Origin of the sequence: Advenella kashmirensis W13003, from assembly GCF_000506985.1 — a bacterium.
Lineage (GTDB): Bacteria > Pseudomonadota > Gammaproteobacteria > Burkholderiales > Burkholderiaceae_B > Advenella > Advenella kashmirensis_A.
On the sequence record NZ_KI650979.1, the window covers coordinates 222,629 to 242,578 of the forward strand.

20 protein-coding genes are annotated in these 19,950 nt (G+C 49.2%); 5 read left to right on the plus strand and 15 right to left on the minus strand.

Annotation, left to right across the window (positions count from 1 at the left end; all coding sequences use genetic code 11):
• Nucleotides 1-20 precede the first annotated feature (20 nt).
• From W822_RS25255 to W822_RS25275, 5 genes are all read right to left on the minus strand, one after another.
• Entirely contained in the window at nucleotides 21-2,747 is a 2,727-nt protein-coding gene (locus W822_RS25255; RefSeq protein ID WP_024003277.1) for an AsmA family protein, read from the minus strand.
• Nucleotides 2,748-3,074: 327 nt separating this feature from the next.
• On the minus strand, nucleotides 3,075-3,635 hold the full coding sequence (locus tag W822_RS25260; protein ID WP_051401569.1) for a YidB family protein: 561 nt from the start codon (nucleotides 3,633-3,635) through the stop codon (nucleotides 3,075-3,077).
• Between the two features lie 308 nt (nucleotides 3,636-3,943).
• The gene (locus W822_RS25265; protein WP_024003279.1) at nucleotides 3,944-4,165 is read right to left on the minus strand and encodes a hypothetical protein; all 222 of its coding nucleotides are present in this window, start codon (nucleotides 4,163-4,165) and stop codon (nucleotides 3,944-3,946) included.
• A 36-nt stretch (nucleotides 4,166-4,201) separates the two neighbouring features.
• Nucleotides 4,202-4,444 carry a hypothetical protein gene (locus tag W822_RS25270; protein WP_024003280.1) on the minus strand — a complete coding sequence of 81 codons (243 nt, stop codon included), beginning with the start codon at nucleotides 4,442-4,444 and terminating at the stop codon, nucleotides 4,202-4,204.
• A gap of 365 nt (nucleotides 4,445-4,809) precedes the next feature.
• Nucleotides 4,810-5,550 carry a DUF421 domain-containing protein gene (locus W822_RS25275; RefSeq protein WP_155848061.1) on the minus strand — a complete coding sequence of 247 codons (741 nt, stop codon included), beginning with the start codon at nucleotides 5,548-5,550 and terminating at the stop codon, nucleotides 4,810-4,812.
• 534 nt (nucleotides 5,551-6,084) lie between these two features.
• Between W822_RS25275 and W822_RS25285 the strand changes: the two genes are divergently transcribed.
• The 3 genes from W822_RS25285 (at nucleotide 6,085) to W822_RS25295 (ending at nucleotide 7,748) form a co-directional block, all read left to right on the plus strand.
• A complete protein-coding gene (locus W822_RS25285) occupies nucleotides 6,085-6,291 on the plus strand; it encodes a CsbD family protein (RefSeq protein ID WP_024003283.1) in 207 nt (68 codons plus the stop codon).
• A 57-nt stretch (nucleotides 6,292-6,348) separates the two neighbouring features.
• Nucleotides 6,349-6,924 (plus strand): DUF4142 domain-containing protein, encoded by a 576-nt coding sequence (locus W822_RS25290; protein ID WP_024003284.1) that lies wholly within the window; start codon nucleotides 6,349-6,351, stop codon nucleotides 6,922-6,924.
• A gap of 218 nt (nucleotides 6,925-7,142) precedes the next feature.
• Entirely contained in the window at nucleotides 7,143-7,748 is a 606-nt protein-coding gene (locus tag W822_RS25295; protein ID WP_024003285.1) for a hypothetical protein, read from the plus strand.
• A 91-nt stretch (nucleotides 7,749-7,839) separates the two neighbouring features.
• Here the strand turns inward: W822_RS25295 and W822_RS25300 are convergent, their stop codons facing one another.
• A complete protein-coding gene (locus tag W822_RS25300; protein ID WP_024003286.1) occupies nucleotides 7,840-8,487 on the minus strand; it encodes a hypothetical protein in 648 nt (215 codons plus the stop codon).
• Nucleotides 8,488-8,697: 210 nt separating this feature from the next.
• Here W822_RS25300 and W822_RS25305 point away from each other — a divergent pair, with 210 nt between their 5' ends.
• Both W822_RS25305 and W822_RS0123075 read left to right on the plus strand, forming a co-directional pair.
• The gene (locus tag W822_RS25305; RefSeq protein WP_081724245.1) at nucleotides 8,698-9,423 is read left to right on the plus strand and encodes a PIG-L deacetylase family protein; all 726 of its coding nucleotides are present in this window, start codon (nucleotides 8,698-8,700) and stop codon (nucleotides 9,421-9,423) included.
• Complete coding sequence (locus W822_RS0123075; RefSeq protein ID WP_034279369.1) at nucleotides 9,420-10,301, plus strand: glycosyltransferase family 2 protein; 882 nt, start codon at nucleotides 9,420-9,422, stop codon at nucleotides 10,299-10,301. The genes W822_RS25305 and W822_RS0123075 overlap by 4 nt, the downstream gene beginning before the upstream one ends.
• A gap of 43 nt (nucleotides 10,302-10,344) precedes the next feature.
• Here the strand turns inward: W822_RS0123075 and W822_RS25310 are convergent, their stop codons facing one another.
• Genes W822_RS25310 through W822_RS25350 form a run of 9 tightly spaced genes read right to left on the minus strand, consistent with a single transcriptional unit; the run spans nucleotide 10,345 to nucleotide 19,945 of the window.
• Nucleotides 10,345-11,769: a UDP-glucose dehydrogenase family protein gene (locus W822_RS25310; protein ID WP_024003289.1), complete on the minus strand. Its 1,425-nt coding sequence runs from the start codon at nucleotides 11,767-11,769 to the stop codon at nucleotides 10,345-10,347.
• Between the two features lie 18 nt (nucleotides 11,770-11,787).
• A complete protein-coding gene (locus W822_RS25315) occupies nucleotides 11,788-12,795 on the minus strand; it encodes a UDP-glucuronic acid decarboxylase family protein (RefSeq protein ID WP_024003290.1) in 1,008 nt (335 codons plus the stop codon).
• Nucleotides 12,779-13,747 (minus strand): glycosyltransferase, encoded by a 969-nt coding sequence (locus W822_RS25320; protein ID WP_031241988.1) that lies wholly within the window; start codon nucleotides 13,745-13,747, stop codon nucleotides 12,779-12,781. The genes W822_RS25315 and W822_RS25320 overlap by 17 nt, the downstream gene beginning before the upstream one ends.
• Complete coding sequence (locus W822_RS25325; protein ID WP_024003292.1) at nucleotides 13,744-14,811, minus strand: glycosyltransferase family 9 protein; 1,068 nt, start codon at nucleotides 14,809-14,811, stop codon at nucleotides 13,744-13,746. The genes W822_RS25320 and W822_RS25325 overlap by 4 nt, the downstream gene beginning before the upstream one ends.
• A complete protein-coding gene (locus W822_RS25330) occupies nucleotides 14,808-15,794 on the minus strand; it encodes a glycosyltransferase family 2 protein (protein WP_024003293.1) in 987 nt (328 codons plus the stop codon). Before W822_RS25330 ends, W822_RS25325 begins: the two co-directional genes overlap by 4 nt.
• A complete protein-coding gene (locus W822_RS25335; RefSeq protein WP_024003294.1) occupies nucleotides 15,791-17,524 on the minus strand; it encodes a carbamoyltransferase family protein in 1,734 nt (577 codons plus the stop codon). The genes W822_RS25330 and W822_RS25335 overlap by 4 nt, the downstream gene beginning before the upstream one ends.
• A complete protein-coding gene (locus W822_RS25340; RefSeq protein WP_024003295.1) occupies nucleotides 17,512-18,639 on the minus strand; it encodes a glycosyltransferase family 9 protein in 1,128 nt (375 codons plus the stop codon). Before W822_RS25340 ends, W822_RS25335 begins: the two co-directional genes overlap by 13 nt.
• Nucleotides 18,636-19,220: a D-glycero-alpha-D-manno-heptose-1,7-bisphosphate 7-phosphatase gene (locus tag W822_RS25345; protein ID WP_024003296.1), complete on the minus strand. Its 585-nt coding sequence runs from the start codon at nucleotides 19,218-19,220 to the stop codon at nucleotides 18,636-18,638. Before W822_RS25345 ends, W822_RS25340 begins: the two co-directional genes overlap by 4 nt.
• Nucleotides 19,211-19,945, minus strand: a complete 735-nt coding sequence (locus tag W822_RS25350) for an SDR family oxidoreductase (protein WP_024003297.1) — start codon at nucleotides 19,943-19,945, stop codon at nucleotides 19,211-19,213. Before W822_RS25350 ends, W822_RS25345 begins: the two co-directional genes overlap by 10 nt.
• Nucleotides 19,946-19,950 lie beyond the last annotated feature (5 nt).

Sequence of the window (19,950 nt, forward strand, 5' to 3'; positions counted from 1 at the left end):
AAAGAGTAAAAACTGCAGATTTAGGGTGTAGCGGGTGACGCTGCCGGCGCCCCTGCAGCGGGGGCGGCCTCAGGCTTGTCTGCCGGTGGAGTTGTCGGTGGCTCAGGCGCGGCTGGTGTTGCACCATCAGGAGGTGCGCCAGCGGGCGCCTCAGACGCGGCGGGGGCAGGTTTATCCTGGGCGGATTCTGCTGGACCCGATGCCGGTGAGGGGGTCGCCGAAGGCGTTGATGCCTCTGCCGGCACTGCATTCTGGTTCGCTGCAGCCTGATCTGCGGCCTTTTTTTGCGCTTCGGCTTCTTTTGCCCTGCGCTGTTTCACAAACTGCCCCAGTGGAGAATTATTCAGCCGCTGCCACTTCACTTTGAATTGCGCATCGGCAGGTGTGCCCGTCAGTTCAAATGGCAAAGACACTTGCTTGATGCTCAACTGCAGCCCATCCTGATTCAGCGTCACAGGCTGGCGCGTGACAAAACGGCCCGGAAAGGAAAACTGATTGTTCATCAGATTATAGACGGCCAGGTTGTCGTCGGCTTCAATCAGCACCGGGTCGGTCAGCAGGCTGAAGCGCGCAAAATGCAGCTCACCCTTGTCCAGGGCAAGCCTGGCTTTCAGGGTGTGATACGGCGTTTTGGCGGCCATATCATACTTCCAGGCGGCTGCCTGTTCGACATTATTGGCATACGCGGCCGGGTCGGCAAAAATCGGCGCCAAGTCAAAACCACTGATGGTGCCGTCATGCACTTCGCCTTCCAGTGATCCGGTGGCATGTGCGCGCCAATCCGCCCCCTCGGGCACATTCTGACTGGAAAAAACCAGCGCGAAGGTACCTGTTCCGGTCATGACCGGGCTCATGCCCAGACCTTTGAGCAGCGGTTCTATGGACACATTCTGGAAGTTGAGTTTGGTCGTGGTCTCGCTATCCTTCATGTTGACCAGAGCATCGCCTTCAACCTGTCCGTCGAAAATGCTGGATTTGATATTGGTAATGCCCAACTGGTTTTTTGTGAAATTCAGCGCAGCCGTCACGTCGTTGTACACCACGCCGTGATAGGTAATCTGCTTGAGACTGGCGGTACCGGATCCGACCAGCGAACCCATCAGGTCACTCACCAGATTGCGCACAGCCGTGGTGGTAGGCTTGGCTTCGGCACCCGCAGCAGCTGGCGGCGGTTCCTCTCCCTGCGCATTGGCGGCCGGTGCAGCGGGTGCGGACGACACGTTATCGATCAGTTCATCCAGGTTCACCGAATCGGCGCCCACCGCGAAACGCACATAAGGCTCGTCAAAATGCGACACATTGCCGTCAAAGCTGAATTTGCCCGAGTTGATCACCGCATCGGCCTTGAAGCTGGCCACGTTTTTGAGGAAATCCGCATTAAAGGTGCCGATGACCGGGATGCTCTGTTCACGCGTCTCGGCATCCTTGAGCACGACGTTACCACTGATAGCCGAGAGTGCAATCAGGCGACGCGTGAGATCCATTTTTGCGGGGGAAGAAATATTGAAATTGACGGCGCGATTGCTGGCCCGTGCATACGCGCCATCCAGCTTGACTTCCGCTACGCTCAGCGCATCGGACGTACCGCTGATGCCCTGCATGCGAAAATTCATGCCGAACTGTTCCTTGCCCTTTAGCCGGATTGAACCCGTCAGCGGTCGCCCGCCCGCCCCAGTCGGAGAAATGTCCAGGGCGGGTGTGTTCAGCACCCATTCGTAACTCTGGTCATCTTCATCAGACGCGCTGCCTTTAACGGCAAAATTGGTCATTTGCAGCAACGGAGCAGTCGAGTCGAAATTCAGTTTCGGCGCCGTCAGGCTCATATCCAGATTGCGCAAACCGGTCCCTTTGGCACCCTTGCCCGAAACGGTCATATCAATTCCCGAACCGGTTAGCGCGTGCGCAAAACTGTCCACGGCAAAGTCGCCGGTCAACGTCCCGGTCTGGATGTCCACATCGCCCACCACACCCTTGACGTTGGCCTCGAAATTACGCGCCGAATACAATTTGGTGACCGGATCCAGCTTGACCAGTCCCTGGATGTTGACCGTCGCATTGGCAACCGGCCTGGCGCCTTCCAGGCGGCCGGTGACCGACACATCGAATGGCTGATCGAAGGTGACCCTGCCCGTATTGATCGTCATCCCGTTCAGGCGCATATCCAGATTATTCAAACGGTCCTTGTAAAACAGCGCACCATTCTGTACTTCAAGGCCTGCAATATCGATTTTGAAATCGGTTTTTTTGGGCTGCGGTAAAACGCTGTTGGTTTCAGCAGATGTTGTCGTTGCAGGACGGATCTCATCGGTTTTGAAACGTGGATCGACGTTTTCTGCCTCGGGTAGTGGCTGGGACAACAGGTCTTCAAAGTTGAAGTTGCCTTTTTCATCGCGTACGATCCAGCTCTTGAGCCCCGAGACGGCGACATGATCGACCACCAGCCGGTTGGACAGGAGCGGCCAGATCGCGACCGCAAAGCGGGCGCTGTCGATTGACGCGAACGTGGTAGTGGAATCGGGTTCGGACAGGGAAATTTTACGAACCGACAAACCAATGCGAGGGAACAGGGAAAGCTCCAGATCGCCTTCAATCACCATGGTACGGTTGTACCTTTCCTGCACAATGCTTTCGATCTTGTGTTTATAGGCGTTCGGGTCGAACGTCAATAAAAAGACGGCTGCGCCAACAAAGGCGAACAGCATCAATATCACAAGGCCGATCAGAATTCTTTTAAGCCAGACTTTCATGGGCGGCTTGATCTCTCATCATAATAAGTGGGAACAGCCCGCGCAAGGACCGTCTGTCATTCCGATAAACGCAACGCGATTGCCTGAGCCGGCTGCATTACATCTGCAATACAATCGCGCAATATTGTCAGCACGCGTCCACACCCGTAATGCGGTCGCGTGCGGCAGGCCGACACACTTCCTGACTGTACAGGAAACATGCGCCGGCCACCGTTGGGCGAGGAATGTCCTGTGTGCCTGCCTGACTTGCCGCAAAAAGCGTCGTCGATCGGACTGTAATTTTGATTATGCTAACAGATATGACCGGCAAATGCAGGCGGAACAGGACTATTTGAACAGCGAGGACAGCGAATTGAGTATATCGTTATCGCCGCGCGCCTGCCCGTCTGCGGGAATCTGTCCGTCAGGAGTGGATTTGTCCACCAATTGCGGCAGGATACCGGACAATGAGCCCAGAATATCATCGCGGGAATGACCTGATTGCTGCGCAATGGAATCGACGGTATCGGGACCCAATGCCGTATCAACCTGCTGGGGAGAAATATCGCGGTTCTCGCCGTGGTTAACCCAGGAATTGAAAATATCGCCAAGACCGCCCCGCTGGAATTTGTCGGCCAGACCACCCAGACCGCCCTGCTGATTATTAATCACAGACAAAATGACCGGTAACAGCGCGCTGAGCGAACCCAGGTTGATACCGCCACCCAGACCACCCAAACCGCCCAGGCCTCCGAGTCCGCCCATATCCTCCTGCTGTGCTGCCGGCGCCTGATCCACCTGCGCCTGTTGCTCCGCTACCTGACCATCCTGTACCTGTTCGCTTTTTACCGGCTCCTCGGATTTTTTACCTCCGCCCAGAACCGCATTGACTGCATCCAGAATTCCCATGATCTTTCCTTGATTGAGTAAGAAGAGGATTCTTGACTATAACACCGTATTGCGAATGGAATGTGAAGGGATTTGAGGGATAAACATTTGATACAGTTAGAGATTAGTGCAATCGGATGGAAATCCAGACAACGGACGGGTGGACAAACGTAGCTACAAATAGGAGTGATTTCCCCAATTAAAAAATTACTAATGCAGAAGCAGAAGCTCGATCTCTGTGCTGTTCTGATGCAAAACATGATATTAATTGGGCAGTCTCATATTTACATTCAAAGCAGACAGACTCTTTCTGAAGCGGTTTTCTTTCGTTACTGGGCTAGTCTGACAGAGGCAGGATCTATCCCCGCTTCACGAAGTACCAGATCAAGGTTTTGTTCCAACGTTAATCCATTACCGAGGCTTTCTTGCAGAGGCAGTCCCAATACGAATATCAGTTGCTTTTTCAGTGAAATTGGCTCTGCATCCTCTAAATCCTCATCGGCGTTGATTTTTTCGGGAAACTCGTGAAATTTGGAATATGCGATATCCATGTATTAATCTCCAATGTAGGCGTTACGTCTTCAGTCCTAGTTTTGGAATTTCTCCATTTCGAGCCTGACAAGCTGCAAATGGTTCATCAACTCGTCAATCTGCTTCGTCGTAGCAGCAAGCGGAACTTTGCCTATTTCAGACAAAAGTACGCCTCTTGAATTTAATTTCAGCAGATATTCGGAAATGTAGCCTTTGTACTGCTCGAGAGTTAAATCGGACAGACTACGCCCGTCCATCACCTCGCTTTTCGGGTCAAAGACCGGTTTTACGAAAGACATAGTGCACTCCTTTCACTGATAACAGGATGAGTTTTCAATCCAACATTCCCGGAAAAACCATGGCATTCGTTAGCGGGCTATAAGCTGCTCTCATCCACAGTTTACCCAGATCGCGACCGCCACAAACCTTGACGGTTTCGTCAATGGATTGAGCTTTCAAATATATCAATTGAATAGGATATACGAACAGCGTTTGTTACTGTTTCTTAATATCTTTGTGTGCTCGAAATCTATTCTAGAATAAAGCCGATCGACGCCACTGCCCTACTTTCATCGGCAATTAGCAGAAGATGGCCGAAATTGAGCATTGTGCCCTAAGTATGGGATTTTTTGATTTATATTTAGTTACACAGAGTTCTACTTGATCATTCAATACGTATACTGTCAACAGATAAAGTCCAATCATTCGATAAGCATACCGGGCACTTTGACAAATTGTCTTTGAGGCCTAGAACCGTATTGCCACAACAACGGCAAGAAAAATATCTTTCTCGGTTAGTGTCTTCGTTTTTGCTGTCAATGTTTTCCTCTTCGAGGTAACGTTCAATAATGGAAAGTCCCGGCCTCACATCTTCGTCTTTGTAATAGAAGACGCTAACATTTCCGTCTATTTCAAGGAAAGCGAGTCTGATCTGGCCCAGGTGCTCAATGCTTTTTTGACGAAGCTCCAAAGAAAATTCGTCAAAGGGTATGCTACTCCTCTTGACGTTATCCCAGACAAGCCGCCCATGTTTTACTACCAACATTGGCTTTCCTTCCAAAATCTTCTGAAGTCTATCACTACGGCGTACACATAAAGTAAAGACCCTATATACGGAGACGATGACAACAAAAGAGACAATAGCTGGCAATAAAGGTGCATCTTCCTGCAAGGCCACATCCCCCGCAGCCGTTCCTAAAACCAGGATAATGACGACTTCCAACGGAGTCATCTGTTTTACCCCTCTGCGACCGATGAATCTGAGAAAAACGAAAACGAGTATAAAGGTGATAAATGATCTGAATAACACTTCGATCAAAAACGAAGCCGGATTGTCATTTAGTACGATACGTCCGAGGTCTAAACTTTCCATATCTTTATTCACTCCCTGAGAAAAAATAGCCATTTACGATCGTGCCCCCATTGACGTCTATCGTCTGCCCAGTCATATAAATCGAAGCCGCTAACGAGACTAGCATACGCGGGGACTAATTCAAAAGCCTGGCCTGGTCGGCTCATTGGCTTATTTTTCTTTAATTCGGCTGCCTTCCCTGCCAAAAAGGAAGCCGGTATAAGGGGGATCCAAATAGGTCCTTTCGCTATGGCGTTGAACCACCTGTGTTGGCTGGCGATTTTGTTGGACATAAAAAATATCTTCATGATCAGGTCGCTCCAAGTAAAGCATATGTGAGGCCGGCGTTTGTAATCAGTCGTAAAGAACACATTCAGACTTTTCTTGAATCTCGTCGATTTTGCTACTAATGCACTGCTTCGGCCCCATAGAAGCTTTTAACCTTGCGCAAAAGCCATATCAAGCAGTTTATTTCAGCGCCTATTTCTTATTAAGGATATGTAACCCCGTCTTTTAATTAGCAATTAACTTGTTAGTATGAACTGTGGTTTCCAATTTATCGCATTACTCTAACCTAAGGAGAAGTCAATGAATCAAGATATCGCTGAAGGAAAATGGGAGCAACTAAAAGGATCCATTAAAGAAAAATGGGGTGATCTCACAGATGACGACATTACACAAATAAACGGGAATGCACAAAAAATGTGCGGAGTGTTGCAAGAGAAGTATGGGAAAAACAGAGAAGAGGCAGAACGAGAAGTAAACGATTTCTGGGCTCGGCAGAACCAGCTTTAAAGCGCTACTGAGTTAGCGCCCAGAATCCCGCGAGTGCTTTTTTGTTTGGAGGCTATTATGTTACGTATTCCGATGAAAGCCCTACTGTTATCCACTTTATTTGTGGTGCCGATTACTGCCTCGGCACAATCGACAAACCCAGCTACAGATATGAGCCCGAACACCGAAACGAAATCCACTAAAGACAATTTATCAGGCAGTGATGAATCTTTTTTTACCAAAGCCGCTGAAGCAGGCCTGGCGGAAATCGAAGGCGCCAAACTGGCCCAACAAAAGGCATCCACCAGCGAGGTAAAAGACTTTGCAGCCCGCATGATTACAGATCACACCAAGGTCAGTGAGGAGCTAAAAGCGCTAGCGATAAAAAAAGGCGTGACCCTTCCTACTGAGCCCTCTTTAATTCAGAAGGGCGAGATCAAAGCGTTGAGCCTGTTAGATGACAAGTTTGATGAAAACTACGTCGACAGAATGGCTGTATCAGCTCACGAAAGCACAATAACGCTCTTTAAAGATACAGTTAAAGACAGTAAAGACGCTGATATCAAAGCGTTTGCACAAAAAACCTTGCCTGCATTGGAGTCACATTTGGACATGGCAAAAAAATTGCATCCTACTGTCAGCAAAACAAAATAGTACCGATTTGCTTTGGTGTATGTGTTAAGCATCGAAGATAAGATGCTTCATTGTGCAATCGTGTTTTTACTATTGAAATTATTAGCGCTGCGCTCGATTTAGGAAGCATTGTGGCCGGCGCAGGGATAGCGAAATTGTTATTTGTGACTTCGTTATTCTCGCTGTACTTTTTTATTAGGCAGGAATAGATAACTCACAAAATTTATAAGGAGTTGATCATGGCACAATCGACTAAAATCGCTCAATTGGAAGAGCTTGTTTTACAGATGATAGAGACTGAATTAGGCGGAGAGCAAGTTTATCGTACCGCACTTACTTGCGCAATAAACGAGGACTTGAAAAAAGAGTGGGAAGGTTACCTCGATGAAACATTGAAACATCAAGAATTGGCAATGGCGATTGCCAAGCATTTGGACCTCGACCCGAATACACATTCGCCGGGCCGAGAAGTCGTAAAGACTCTGGGTGAATCGTATGTTAAAGCAATGAAAAAAATTCAAACTGAAGGTTCGCCTGAAGCAGCCCAGCTAGTAGCCTGTGAATGTGTAGTTCTGGCCGAGACTAAGGACCATATGAACTGGGAACTATTTGGCAAAGCGATAGAAAAAGCAAATGCCAGCGACAAACGTTTTTACAAAGAAATATTTGAACAAGTGGAGCAACAAGAAGACCACCATCTGTTTCACACAAAAGGATGGTGTCGAGAACTGTGGATTGAGAGTCTGGGTTTGCCGGCCGTATTGCCTCCACCCGAAGAGGTCAAGCAAGTAGAAACGGAGATCGGCGCCTCTCGAGCAAAACAGCAAAGACAGGATTATTTATAAACTCTTGCAGGCCATAATGCGATTCGACAGTGCCTTTGAGAGTAACGGGCATGTATTCGCTTTCGCATTATGGGCGGCGACTCCAGCGTTGCTATTTATTTAAGGCCTCAAACTTTTTAATTTTATGCTCGACTTCAGTTAAGACTTTCAATAAATAATCACATTGTGTGCAGACTTCCCCGGCTTCTCTATTTTTCGAGGAACTTAAAATAAGATCGATCTGCTGATAGATCACCTCCACGAATGTGATGAGATTCACCAGAGTAGGAGTCGCTTCTTTGCGCAAATAGAGTAACGAATCAAGGTTCCTGATGATTAGGTTGAAATTTACATAATCAAATTTTATTTTATTAAATTCCACTTCGCGATAAATAAAATCACATATCTGGCGCTGTCGATCTTGGGAGTTATTTCCATTTGTCTCGCATAAATCCTGCAATTCTCGACTGTATTCCTTTACTTTATCGAAACTCCAAACTGCTTCTGTAAAGTGATCCATTGTGACTTCGCACAAGCTTAGAAAGAGAATTCTCTTTTTTTCTTCAGTAGCTTTTTCTCTATTAGTCTCTCGCTGCCAATTGCTGTTTGCTATATACAAAGAAATGATCGCAGCGGTGAATGTACCGGCGGCAATCAATAAGCTCGTTTTACTGGAAAAGTCAATATCCGAAATCATGAAAAGGATGAAAATCGCTACTGCTAACGTTCCCAATAAAATAAGTTTTAGTTTGTGCTTCACGGCAGTACCCTTTGAGTTGGACCCAGAACACCATCATTTCATAGAACGAAGGCTGAAACTTTACTGATTGAAATCATTTGTATCGATAGGAGCAGCAGTAATGATCCGGAGCAAATTTCGACACTTTTATGGGACATAAGGAAACATCGGAATAGAAACATCAACGAAGTATTGGCTAATCTAATTTTGCACGCAAAGGCTTAAAGAACTATGTCGTATCGCTCTTCAACTGATAACGGCTTTTTCCAACGTTCGGAAGGAGCACCCATCATTGTCGTATCCCCCCATTACGATGATGCCGTATTCAGTTGTGGTCAATTGCTTTGCAACTTGCCGCTTTGCACTGTAATGACAATTTTTACAGGCCAACCAGAGAACACTAGCATGCAGACAGATTGGGATAGACACTGTGGGTTTACTGATGCTGGTCAAGCGATGCAGGCGCGCGCAGCAGAAAATTCTGCTGCTTTATCTATTTTGAAAGTAGAAGGCATAGACCTCGGTTTTTTGGACAGCCAATACATAAAGCGACCTAGAATCGGTTCTGATCTGCTTGCCGATACTATCAGCTCAAACATCGAACAGATAAAGCCGTCATCGGTATTCTTCCCGCTGGGTTTATTTCATGAAGACCATATTCATGTTTCGGATGCCTTCTTGATGATTTGCTACCGCTTTTCTAACGTTCAGTGGTTTGTATACGAGGACATTCCATACAGAAATAGACCTGATCGTGCCTCGCAGCGTATCTCCGAGTTAATTAAAAGAGGTTTAGCAATAGAACCGTTTCATGTCGATTGTATTCGTCGACACAAACGCCAGGCGGTCGAAGCATACAAAAGCCAGTTAAGAGGCCTGGGTTATAACAATAGTCAACCGGTAATGCAACAAAAGGAGACCTATTGGCGTGTCCACTGCAACTTGGAGCTACCATGACCAACGATCAATATACCGTCACTAAGAAAATCACTGTGGTGGTATTGACATACAATCGCTCTCACGAGCTGCGTCGTACACTTATGCAATTGTCGGCTTTACCGGAACAGCCGCCCATTATTGTGGTCAACAACGGGAGTTCTGATACTACAGCTCGTTTGGTAAGCAGAGACTTCCCTGAGGTAAAACTTATTAGCCTGGCGAAAAACTGGGGTGCTGCCGGTCGGAATGTCGGTGTTGACTTGGTAAAAACACCCTATGTCGCGTTCTGTGACGATGACACCTGGTGGACTCCCAGATCGCTGGAAATTGCGGTTGACATACTAGACTACCATCCGGAGATCGCTGTCTTGAACGCTCGTATTTTAGTTGGCGAGGACAAGAAGCTGGATCCTTCTTGTTCGACGATGGAAGAAAGCCCGCTTGGATTCTGGAAAGACGTAGGCCCTTTGTTGACTGGGTTTATGGCAGGGGCCAATGTTATGCGGACGTCAGCGTATATACAGGCCGATGGCTATTGGGATGCCTTCTTTATAGGTGGTGAAGAGTCCTTGATCGCCATGGATATTCTGAATTGTGGAGGAAAAATTGTATACGCACCTGAGTTGGTGGTTCGTCATCTACCTTCAAAACAGCGAGACAACAAGCTGCGTCAGCGATTAATCGCTCGTAACGCAATTTGGACATGCTGGCTGAGACTGCCCTGGCGCCTTGCTTGGTCGCGAAGTAAAGAAATATTGGGACAAATCAGTGACCGCCAACTACGTCGTCGTGCACTCTTTGACGCGCTCTTGGGTTTTAATAAAATTGTCTCAGAACGGCGGGTCCTGAACCGGGACACTTGTGAACTGCTACGGCGCGTGTGGCAAAAAGAGTAAACGAGCTGCGATCGAGCTCTCCGCTGTTGCGATTTTGCTTGCTTTATCCTGGGTGTTTCTCTTTCGAGGTTTCGCGTGTCGATCGCGCATGGAATGGGCGCCCGGCCTTGGTCTCCTCCTCCAATTCGCTTTCAATTACCCTTTTCTGACCCAACCGATAATGTTTCAAACCATACTTTCGTAATGTCTCGGGTCGATACAAAGCGCGAGAGTCAAATATCATGTTGCCGCGCATTTGTCGCTTAATCACATTAAAATCAGGACGTTTAAACTCATCCCATTCAGTCATTACAACAAGCGCGTCAGCATCTTTGCAAACATCCATAGCAGCTTTACCAAACCCCACTTCAGTTTCCGCTAACGCAGCATTTGCTGTCTGTTGAGCTACCGGATCATAAGCATGGACACATGCGCCATCCTCAACCAGATCCCGGATTAACGTTAAGCTGGGCGCTGCCCGTACATCGTTTGTACCCGGTTTGAATGATAAACCCCAAACGGCGATTTTCTTACTGGAAAGATCACCCATGAAATGCTCGCGGATAGCGTCCAGCAATCGATCCCGTTGCGACAGGTTGACTCTCTGGATACTGCGCAACATATCGGCGGGCTCTCCCATCCGCTTTGCTGAATAAATGAGTGCGCTCAAATCCTTAGGAAGGCAAGAACCGCCGTATCCGACACCCGGATGCAAATAGCTTCCTCCGATTCGTGGATCCGCCTCCAGCACTTGGCAAATGGACGAAATCTCTGCACCCAAAGCCCCCGCCAAGCCAGACAGCTCGTTTATCATTGAAATTCTCGCAGCCAGCATGGAGTTACATGCGTATTTTGCAAACTCCGCGCTGCGCACATCCATAAAGATGAGTCGCTGCCCATCATAGTCGAAAGGCTCATATAATTCTTCTAATATTGCGAAACATTGAGGATCCGCGGCGCCAATGACAATACGATCCGGATGACGGAAATCTTGCACTGCCCGGCCCTCTGCAAGAAACTCGGGGTTCGACGCTATTCTTATCCTGATTTTGCGGTCAGAACGGTCGGCTCGTTCACTTGATTGGTTCAATATTTTTTCGATATACTCGCCGGTGCCTACAGGTACGGTCGATTTTACGACCACTATGCAATCACTCGTGATGACCCGCGCCAGGTCTTTAGCGCAGTTCAGAAGATTCTTGAGATCGGCGCTCCCGTCTTCATTGGCAGGGGTACCAACAGCAAGAAATACAATATCGGCTTTCTCCACGGCATCTTCAATTGATACTTCGAATATGAGTCTGCCACTGTCACGCTGAATGGTAAGCAAGTCTCCAAGCTGCGGTTCATAGAAAGGCAAATGTCCGGCTTCTAACGCTTTAATCTTTTTCAGATCACTATCTACACAGATCACACGATTTCCCGCCTCCGCAAGGCAGCATCCAGTTACCAGCCCAACGTATCCTGCTCCAATAACGACTATATTCATAATAATGCCTCTAGTTCCTTATGTCTGTTCTTGCGTTCCCAACCGCGTCGAGACGCTTTGAATTTCTTTTTGGCTTTTCTGCAAGAAATGCGTATAGGTCTGCAGTAGCCCTTGCCTAAAGCGTACCGTCGGCTTCCAGTTAAGATGGTGTTGTGCAAGCGTGATGTCCGGGCAGCGTACGGTAGGATCGTCAGCAGGCAAGGGTCTGAATTCAATATTCGAATCCTTTTGAGCGAGTTCTATTATCAAATTTGCGATCTCCAACACGGATATCTCTTCTGTGTTACCCAGATTAACAGGGCCTCTAAAGGTGTCTGCACTGTTCATGAGAGTAATTAATCCTTTGATCATGTCGTCAACGTAACAGAGTGACCTGGTCTGGCTGCCATCGCCATACACGGTGAGCGGTTCACCTTGTAGCATCTGGTGAATAAGGGTGGAAATAACACGACCATCATCCGCTGCCATGCCTGGCCCGTAAGTATTGAAAATCCGGGCTATCTTGGCCGTCACACCTCGCGTTCGCGCATAGTCCGAAATTAGGGTCTCAGCACAGCGCTTGCCTTCGTCGTAACATGAGCGGACTCCAACCGGATTGACATTTCCATGGTAACTTTCGTGTTGTGGATGTTCTTTGGGATCTCCATACACCTCACTGGTTGATGCCTGTAAAATCCGCGCATTCTGAGCAACAGCCAACTCCAGCAAATTAAACGTTCCCTGAACACAAGTTCGCAATGTATGAACAGGATCTTTCTGATACTGTCGTGGCGAGGCTGCACACGCAAGGTTATAAATTTGAGTGGGAAAAAGGTTCTTAGGTAGAGGGTCAATAATGTCATGTTGGATGACACTGAAATTGGGATGATCATTCAGTGGTCCAAGGTTCGCTTCTGAGCTCGTCAGGAAATTATCCATACAGATGACTGTATCCCCTTGGGTCAACAACCTTCTGCATAAGTGCGTGCCCAGGAATCCGGCACCGCCAGTCACAAGGATGACCTGCTCGTCATTCGTCTCTAACATGGTTTATCCTTTTCAATTCTTGAAGCACGTACTGCCAGTCGTCCACAAAACGCCCAATTCCGAAGCGACTACGTGCTGTGTTTTGTGCTGCCTGGCCCCATTTCATTGCCAGGCCTGGGTCTTTTAGCAGTTTGTTGCACACATCCCGCAATTCCGATGGGCGATTGTCGACGTATCCGTTAATTCCGTTCTGTATAACAAATGGCAACTCGGTTGCCGCAATACCCACGATAGGCATTCCGACCATCATGGCTTGCACGAGTGACAGCCCGAGACTTGCATATCGGATCGGTGTAAAAAAGAATCGGTAACGTGCAATGTAAGCAGGGACATCCATATTACTAATTTCTCCCTGGCCACCCGGCACGTCATTCGATCCCATCCCAATCAAGTCAACGGGCATTGCCTGACTGGCCCATTCATAGATATCTGCACCGACTCGTCTGCCACGACTGGAAAGGTTGTTAATCACCACAATACCCCGTTCCAGTTCACCGCTATATTCCACTTCAGGTGGCTCCGGAACGCCATGCTCAATGACGGCAACAGGCGTGTTTCCCGAATCCCACATCAACGCGTTGTATTGAGTTACATGGACAAGAATCCCGCGCTCCTCCTGAAAAAAGTGACGAGTATTGGTCGGATGAGGCTCTGGCGGATTATGTTCAATATACGCACAGGGCAGTTTTTGTTGCGTTTCAGTCAGAAGCGTCAATCGGTCTTGTTCGTAGACCTGTCTGGACTGATAAATGATGCAGTCGAAATCTTCGCGACATAGTGTCTCAGCCGCCACCATGCGGACATTAGTTCCCCATGGTATTTTTTTCCCCAGATCTGAGTATCCTGATCGATTATCGTTGAACACAGGGATAATGAAGTCATGGGGCAAATGAGTCAGTGAGTACAAGTAATTGCCGTGTACGTGCCAGGTCAGAATTCGCAGCTTTCTCATTGCAATGCACCCGAACGAAGATGGCGGTCTATTTCACTCATAACATGAGTGAAATCCACACCCAAAGCGCACGGATGCCCAATAGGACATTCATCATACAGGCATGGCCGACATGCAACGGGAGTATGCAACACAGTATGGCGTTGTTTATCCAAGGGCGCCCATCGGAGCACATCACTTCCTGAAGCGATCACTACGCTCGGCAAATGGACACCAGCAGCAACGTGAGAAATGCCCGTGTCGTTGCATACCAGTAATTTTCCTCTCTGCAACAAGCTTGCCAGGCTTCCCAACGAGGTAACTCCAGACAAGTCCACGAGCGGGCAGCCGGATCGAGCAATTAATGCTTTTGCTAATTCGGACTCCCTTGTGCTTCCTGTCACTGCGATTTGCCAGCCTCGTTCGCTGATCGCGCGCGCGACTTTAGCGAATCTATCCAAGGGCCATCTGCGCGATGCCAGGCGGGCGCCGGGATGGATAAAAACCGTTTTTTCCAGCTCAAGCCCTGATTGAAGCGCAATAGAATCAGCCGACGCTTCATCTTCCGCTGTCACCGGGAACTCCAGCCTGTCATCAGCCGCGTCAAGTCCAATATACCGCAGCAATGCAAGATATCGATGGACTTCGTGAAGATCATCAGGCCAGGGCAAAAGCCTGCCTCTTACTGCCTGACATTTTTCAGGAACAAACCCGGCCCATTGCTTAGGTGCCATTGCACTCACAATATGATTCGCTCGCCGGCCACTCCCGTGAATCTGTAATGCCAGATCAAATGAACGGGCACGCATATCGCGATAGAAATCGGACAATGCTTCTTTATTTACCGATTGTTCCGGAAATGCAGCATCCCCTGGGAATTCGATTAATTCGTCAAGGTACTCGGGAAATCGCTCCATGACGGGCATGGCACTTTTCAGACCGATAAGTGAAATATGCGCCTTCGGAAGCTGCCGGCGTAGAACTCGCAATGTAGGGATTGCACATAACATATCCCCCAGATTGAGTGCGCGAAATAGGGCAACGTTTCTGATTGTGGCGTTCCATTCGATTGGCGTACTTTTCATGGGAACCAGGCTCCATATCGGCTCATACCCACGAAACGCCAGTAAATGGACAAGGGCGGAATAACAATCGAGGTTAGCAACAACTCAAGCGTATTTCGCATTGTCGGCGCACTACGGGCAAGCCTCGTCAAGAAGAATCGTAGCGTAAACAGAACCCATAACACAATAAAAATGGAAGCAAGATCTAAACGTCCGCTTAGCGCGCTCAACAAAGCGAGCACCGCGAGCGAACTAATAGCAATATATAACCACGGTAAGCCTTTTCTGACGTATGTCCGGTATAGTTTCGGATGCTTTTGATACAGCAACACATCGAAAAGGACTTTTTTTTGCATCGCGATTCCCGCAGCGAACTTGGCAGGCCTCAACGGATGGACAACCAACGCGCCGGGCTCCTTCTGAATAGCGTAGCCGGATTCAAGCAGCGTAAAGTGCAAATCCGAATCCTCACGCCATGCCATGGAGAATCGTTCATCAAAGCCGCCCAATTCATTCAAGATACTGCGCCGCACGAAGCAGTTAGCCGTGACAAATCCGGCCTGCTCCAGACCAGCTGCATCCAGCTCGATGTCCGAAGGCTTCGTCGGCAAAGGCATCGATATACGCCCCGCGACCACCTCAGCTCCCGCATGCATCGCTCTAAGACCGGCAGCAAGCCAACCTTCGTTCGGGATGGTATCGTCGTCAGTGAACGCAATAACAGCAGCGCGAGCGCGCTGCCAGCCTTTGTTTCGGGCGCCCGCCGGCCCTTGTGTTTCAGTGATTTCAAGATATCTGATCTCGGGCCCGTTTGGCATTGCTGACAGTGCATTGCGGATAACATCCCGCACCATTGCGCTGGGACCGTCGTCACAAACGATAATTTCGTAGTCCGAAGGAAATAGCGTCTGCCGCTGGAGCGCATCTAAACATCGCTCCAGCAGATCCGGTCTGCGGTAGGTTGGTACCACCACACTCAGTTGCAGATGTGTATCCGTACTCATATGGATTTCTCTACCAAATAGCCCCCTATGAACAAGGCATCTAACGGAGACGTCCAAAAGGATTCAAGTGCATCTCTCGGGGTGCATACCACCGGCTCACCTCGCGTGTTAAAAGAAGTATTTACTAACACCGGGACATCTGTGAGAGCCTCAAACCGGGTCAGTAAGGCGTGCAGTAAGGCGTTTTGCTTTGCATTCACTGTTTGCACCCGCGCTGTTCCGTCGATATGGCGCACGGCCGGTATAAGCTCGGCCTTATCCGCCAATACATCAAATACGAAAAGCATAAATGGTGCGTCAATCCGCTCCTTTCCCTGGCTATCGAACCATTCATGAGCCCGTTCGGCCAGTACGACCGGCGCAACCGGTCTAAAATCCTCGCGATCCTTAAGCTCGTTGAGGCGCGCTTGCATTCCGGTATGGCGTGGTGAGGCCAGAATGGAGCGTGCACCCAGCGCCCTGGGGCCAAATTCCATCGGCCCCTGGAACCATCCGATCACCTTCTCGTCGGCAAGCCATTCTGCGGCGGTCTGCGCCACATCCCGAACTTTTCGGTGTTTTATACCGGAACGAGTGAGAAACTGACCAATTTCTTCGTCGCTATACTCTGGGCCAAGATACGCGTGGTCCATCACCCAACGCCTATCTTCTTCTGCACTCTCTCGTATATTCATCAACAATGCCGCCCCTAATGAAATGCCGGCATCGCCTGCTGCAGGCTGCACCCAAACATTTTCGAAAGGCCCGGCTACGGCCAAATGCGAATTGAGTACACAGTTCAGGGCGACTCCGCCAGCCATGCACAGGTTCGTTGTACCCGTTTGCTGGTACAGCCACTCGGCCATCTTCAGTACCGTCTCTTCGAGCACTTTCTGCAAGGAATGAGCGATATCCATATGATGCTGCTCAAACTTATCCCCGCGTACCCTTGCGGGTCCAAATTTCTTTTCCAGCCGGCATGGATGCAGGGTATAGACTCCATCTCCATCGTATCGGAGAATCTCATGGAACTCATGCAGAAACTCAGGCTTTCCATAAGAGGCGAGCGCCATCACTTTATACTCGTCCGACGAATGTAAGAATCCCAGATAACGCGTTACTTCTTCATAAAGCAGTCCAAGCGAGTGCGGTAGCTGTATCTGTTTCAAACGTTTATAGATTCCTCCGGCATAGTGCCCATAACTCGTCGTTGTCTGTTCTCCTCTGCCGTCCATGGTTAGGACCGCCGCCTCGTCGAAAGGCGAAGCCAAAAATGCACTGGCCTCGTGACACAGATGATGTTCAAGGAATTGCCACCGGTCCAGAAGATGCGGTAACGTGTCGGATCGAAAGCGCTTTTGCAGGTGCAACGGTACGCCATCAATTAGCTGGCGCGGCGCATTGAGAATGTAGGAAAGAAAAAGTCCGTCCCAGGGCGAACCAGCGCCCACCCATTCCGCAGAAGGTTCCAGCGGCAACTCGATACGTCCTTCTGGCGCAATACTAGCCACGATGAGTGACGGATCAAATCCATATACAATGTGGTCGACAGCAGCCAGATCACAGTTCGCTTTCTCCAGACAGTAATCGATTGAATGATAGGGAAGCTGCCAAGTTGAGAAGGGAACTGGACGCTTTCCGTGTTTGATGCGAGTGAAGCGTTCTTCCTCGACAGCCGCGAGAACAGTACCATCGCGCACGATGGTGGCAGAGCAATCATGAAAAGTTGCATTTATACCTAAGGTAAGCATTCGGCCTCCTTCGTTCGAACAAAAGCCGTACGAAAATGAGATTTTGTGTCCGCGAGCAGGTCTGTCACAGCTTCGCTCACACTTTCCGGCGTCACAAGTCGCAGGCAATTGTGGTGTTTTTCGGGGCATACGCTGCGATAACAGTTTTTACATGGTACGTCGTGGGACAAAACCCGGTGAGCCACCATCCAGGGCTTGTGTTGGGGGTTGGTCAACGCATAGAGATCAACGATCGGCGTGCCCAAAGCTGCAGCCAAATGGACAGGGCCGGTATTATTTGAAAGTAACAAAGAAGCATCTTCAATCAAACAGGCGAACTCACCCAGCGTAAGAATTCCCGCCACATTAAACAAGGGCGCTTTGTTCCCACACTTTTTCATGATTTCCCGGGTTAGGTTTTGTTCTGATGTATTGCCCGTCAAAACCACTTGTCCGGCACGCGAACCCAATTGGCTCAAGACTTTCACATAGCTGTCAAGCGGATATCGGCGCGATGGCGCACTGGCCCCACAATGAGCAACGATCCATGGCTGGTCGCTGCGGATATTCGCTGCCTCCAGTTTTTTGTATAGATGTCGCCGGTCGCTCTCCTTCGTAAGAAATATAAGCCTTGCATCTTCTGCGTAAGCGTGAACATGTCCTACAAGGTCGAGTTGACGCTGAACTTCGTGACGAGTGACGAGTTCGGGTTCTGTTTCGGGGATCCAGTCTGAAAGTAAATGGTATGGGTTTTCTCGACAATATGCGAGGGTCAATGGAATTTCTGCCAGCCTGCACATAAGTGCCGCAGGCAACGGACTCTGGCTATACACGGTAAAGATTACGGCCGCGTCGAATTTTTCTGCGCCCAAGTTACGGAGCAGGTTGCCATCTTCATCAGCGTCGTTTTCCTCATTCTTGACCCACGGCGCATCATATACCAACGTTTTGTTTATAAAGGGGAGATACGGCGCAAGTGCCGCTCCCGAGGGAGAAGCCAGGAGCGTGATATGTCTCGGTACTGCGGCGTTCTTTAAAGCGCGCATAGCTGGCGTGCTCATTAGCACATCACCCATATTATCCAGCCGGATACACAGTATTTTTCGTGCATTCTCCCAAGTGGTTGCTGGCTTCATATACATATCTCCTGTCGGGAGCACTTTGCGAACAGAAGTCGGCTGGCCTCGGCCAAGTCAGCGACTCGATAATGAGGAACACGGGAGTCGTTTAGCAACCATTCCGTTTCGTTGCCATTATCGATCAGCACAGTCTGGCACCCGGCGCGACGGCCAGCTTCAATATCATCCAGAATATCGCCCACAAACCACGATCGCTTAAGGTCAATATCATGTTGGTCAGCAGCTTCCAATAGCAGACCTGGCTTTGGCTTGCGACACACACATTCGCGGGCATACTGTTGGAGCGAACCACCGGGATGATGAGGGCAAAAGTAAAGGCCTGCGAGCCGGGCTCCAACTTGTGCAAACATTCGCTGCAGCTCGTGCTGCATGTTTTCAAGATCTTCCAGACAAAATTTTCCTAGCGCTATGCCAGGCTGATTCGTAATAACAAAAATAGGAACAGGTAATTGTGCAAGTCGGGAGAGTCCTTGCGAGGCACCTGGGGCAAACTGCATTTTCTGCGCATCCACGTTATATGGAACATCCAATAGCACGGTCCCATCTTTATCGAGAAAAATCGCTGGACTTAAGGCCATGACGTTTCCTTCATTGGCAATACCATGATCTCGGGTATGACCGTTTCTGGGGGTTGGGTTAATACAAACTTAATTGTCCGCGCGACATTTTTAGGATCCTGTAGCAACTGCACATCCAAATCCGGGAACCGATCTAATAAAAACGGCGTGCGCATCCCGCCAGCAATGACGGCAGACACCTTAATCCCTTCTCCTCGCAGCTCGGAATGAAGGGCGTGAGTCAATCCCATCAAACCCCATTTGCTAGCATGATAAACGCTCGCATTGGGCCACGCCCTGCGTGCTGCGGTGGAAGCGATGTTAACAATATGGCCGCCGGAGCATAAATGCGCCAAGCCGTGCTTGGAAACCAAAAAGGGGCCGGTAAGGTTGGTGGCGATAACTCTATGCCAGTCAGACGACTCCATTTCCCGAATACCAATAGTAACGTCAATCCCTGCGTTGTTTATGATGGCATCAAGATGCCCGAATCGGTTCACCACCCTGTCATACGCCTTGGTAATGGACCGTTCGTCGGTGACATCCATAACCAACGCTTCCGCTGTGTGGCCGCCGAATGTAATCTCATCGGCTACTTTACTTGCCGTGGATTTATTTATGTCAGCAACAGCTATCTGAGCACCTTCCTGAGCAAGCGCCTCGCAAATCGCAGCTCCAAGCCCTCGTCCGCCTCCGGTCACTAGTATGACGCGACCGGAAAGATTTTCGTATTCATAAGCATCCATTACCA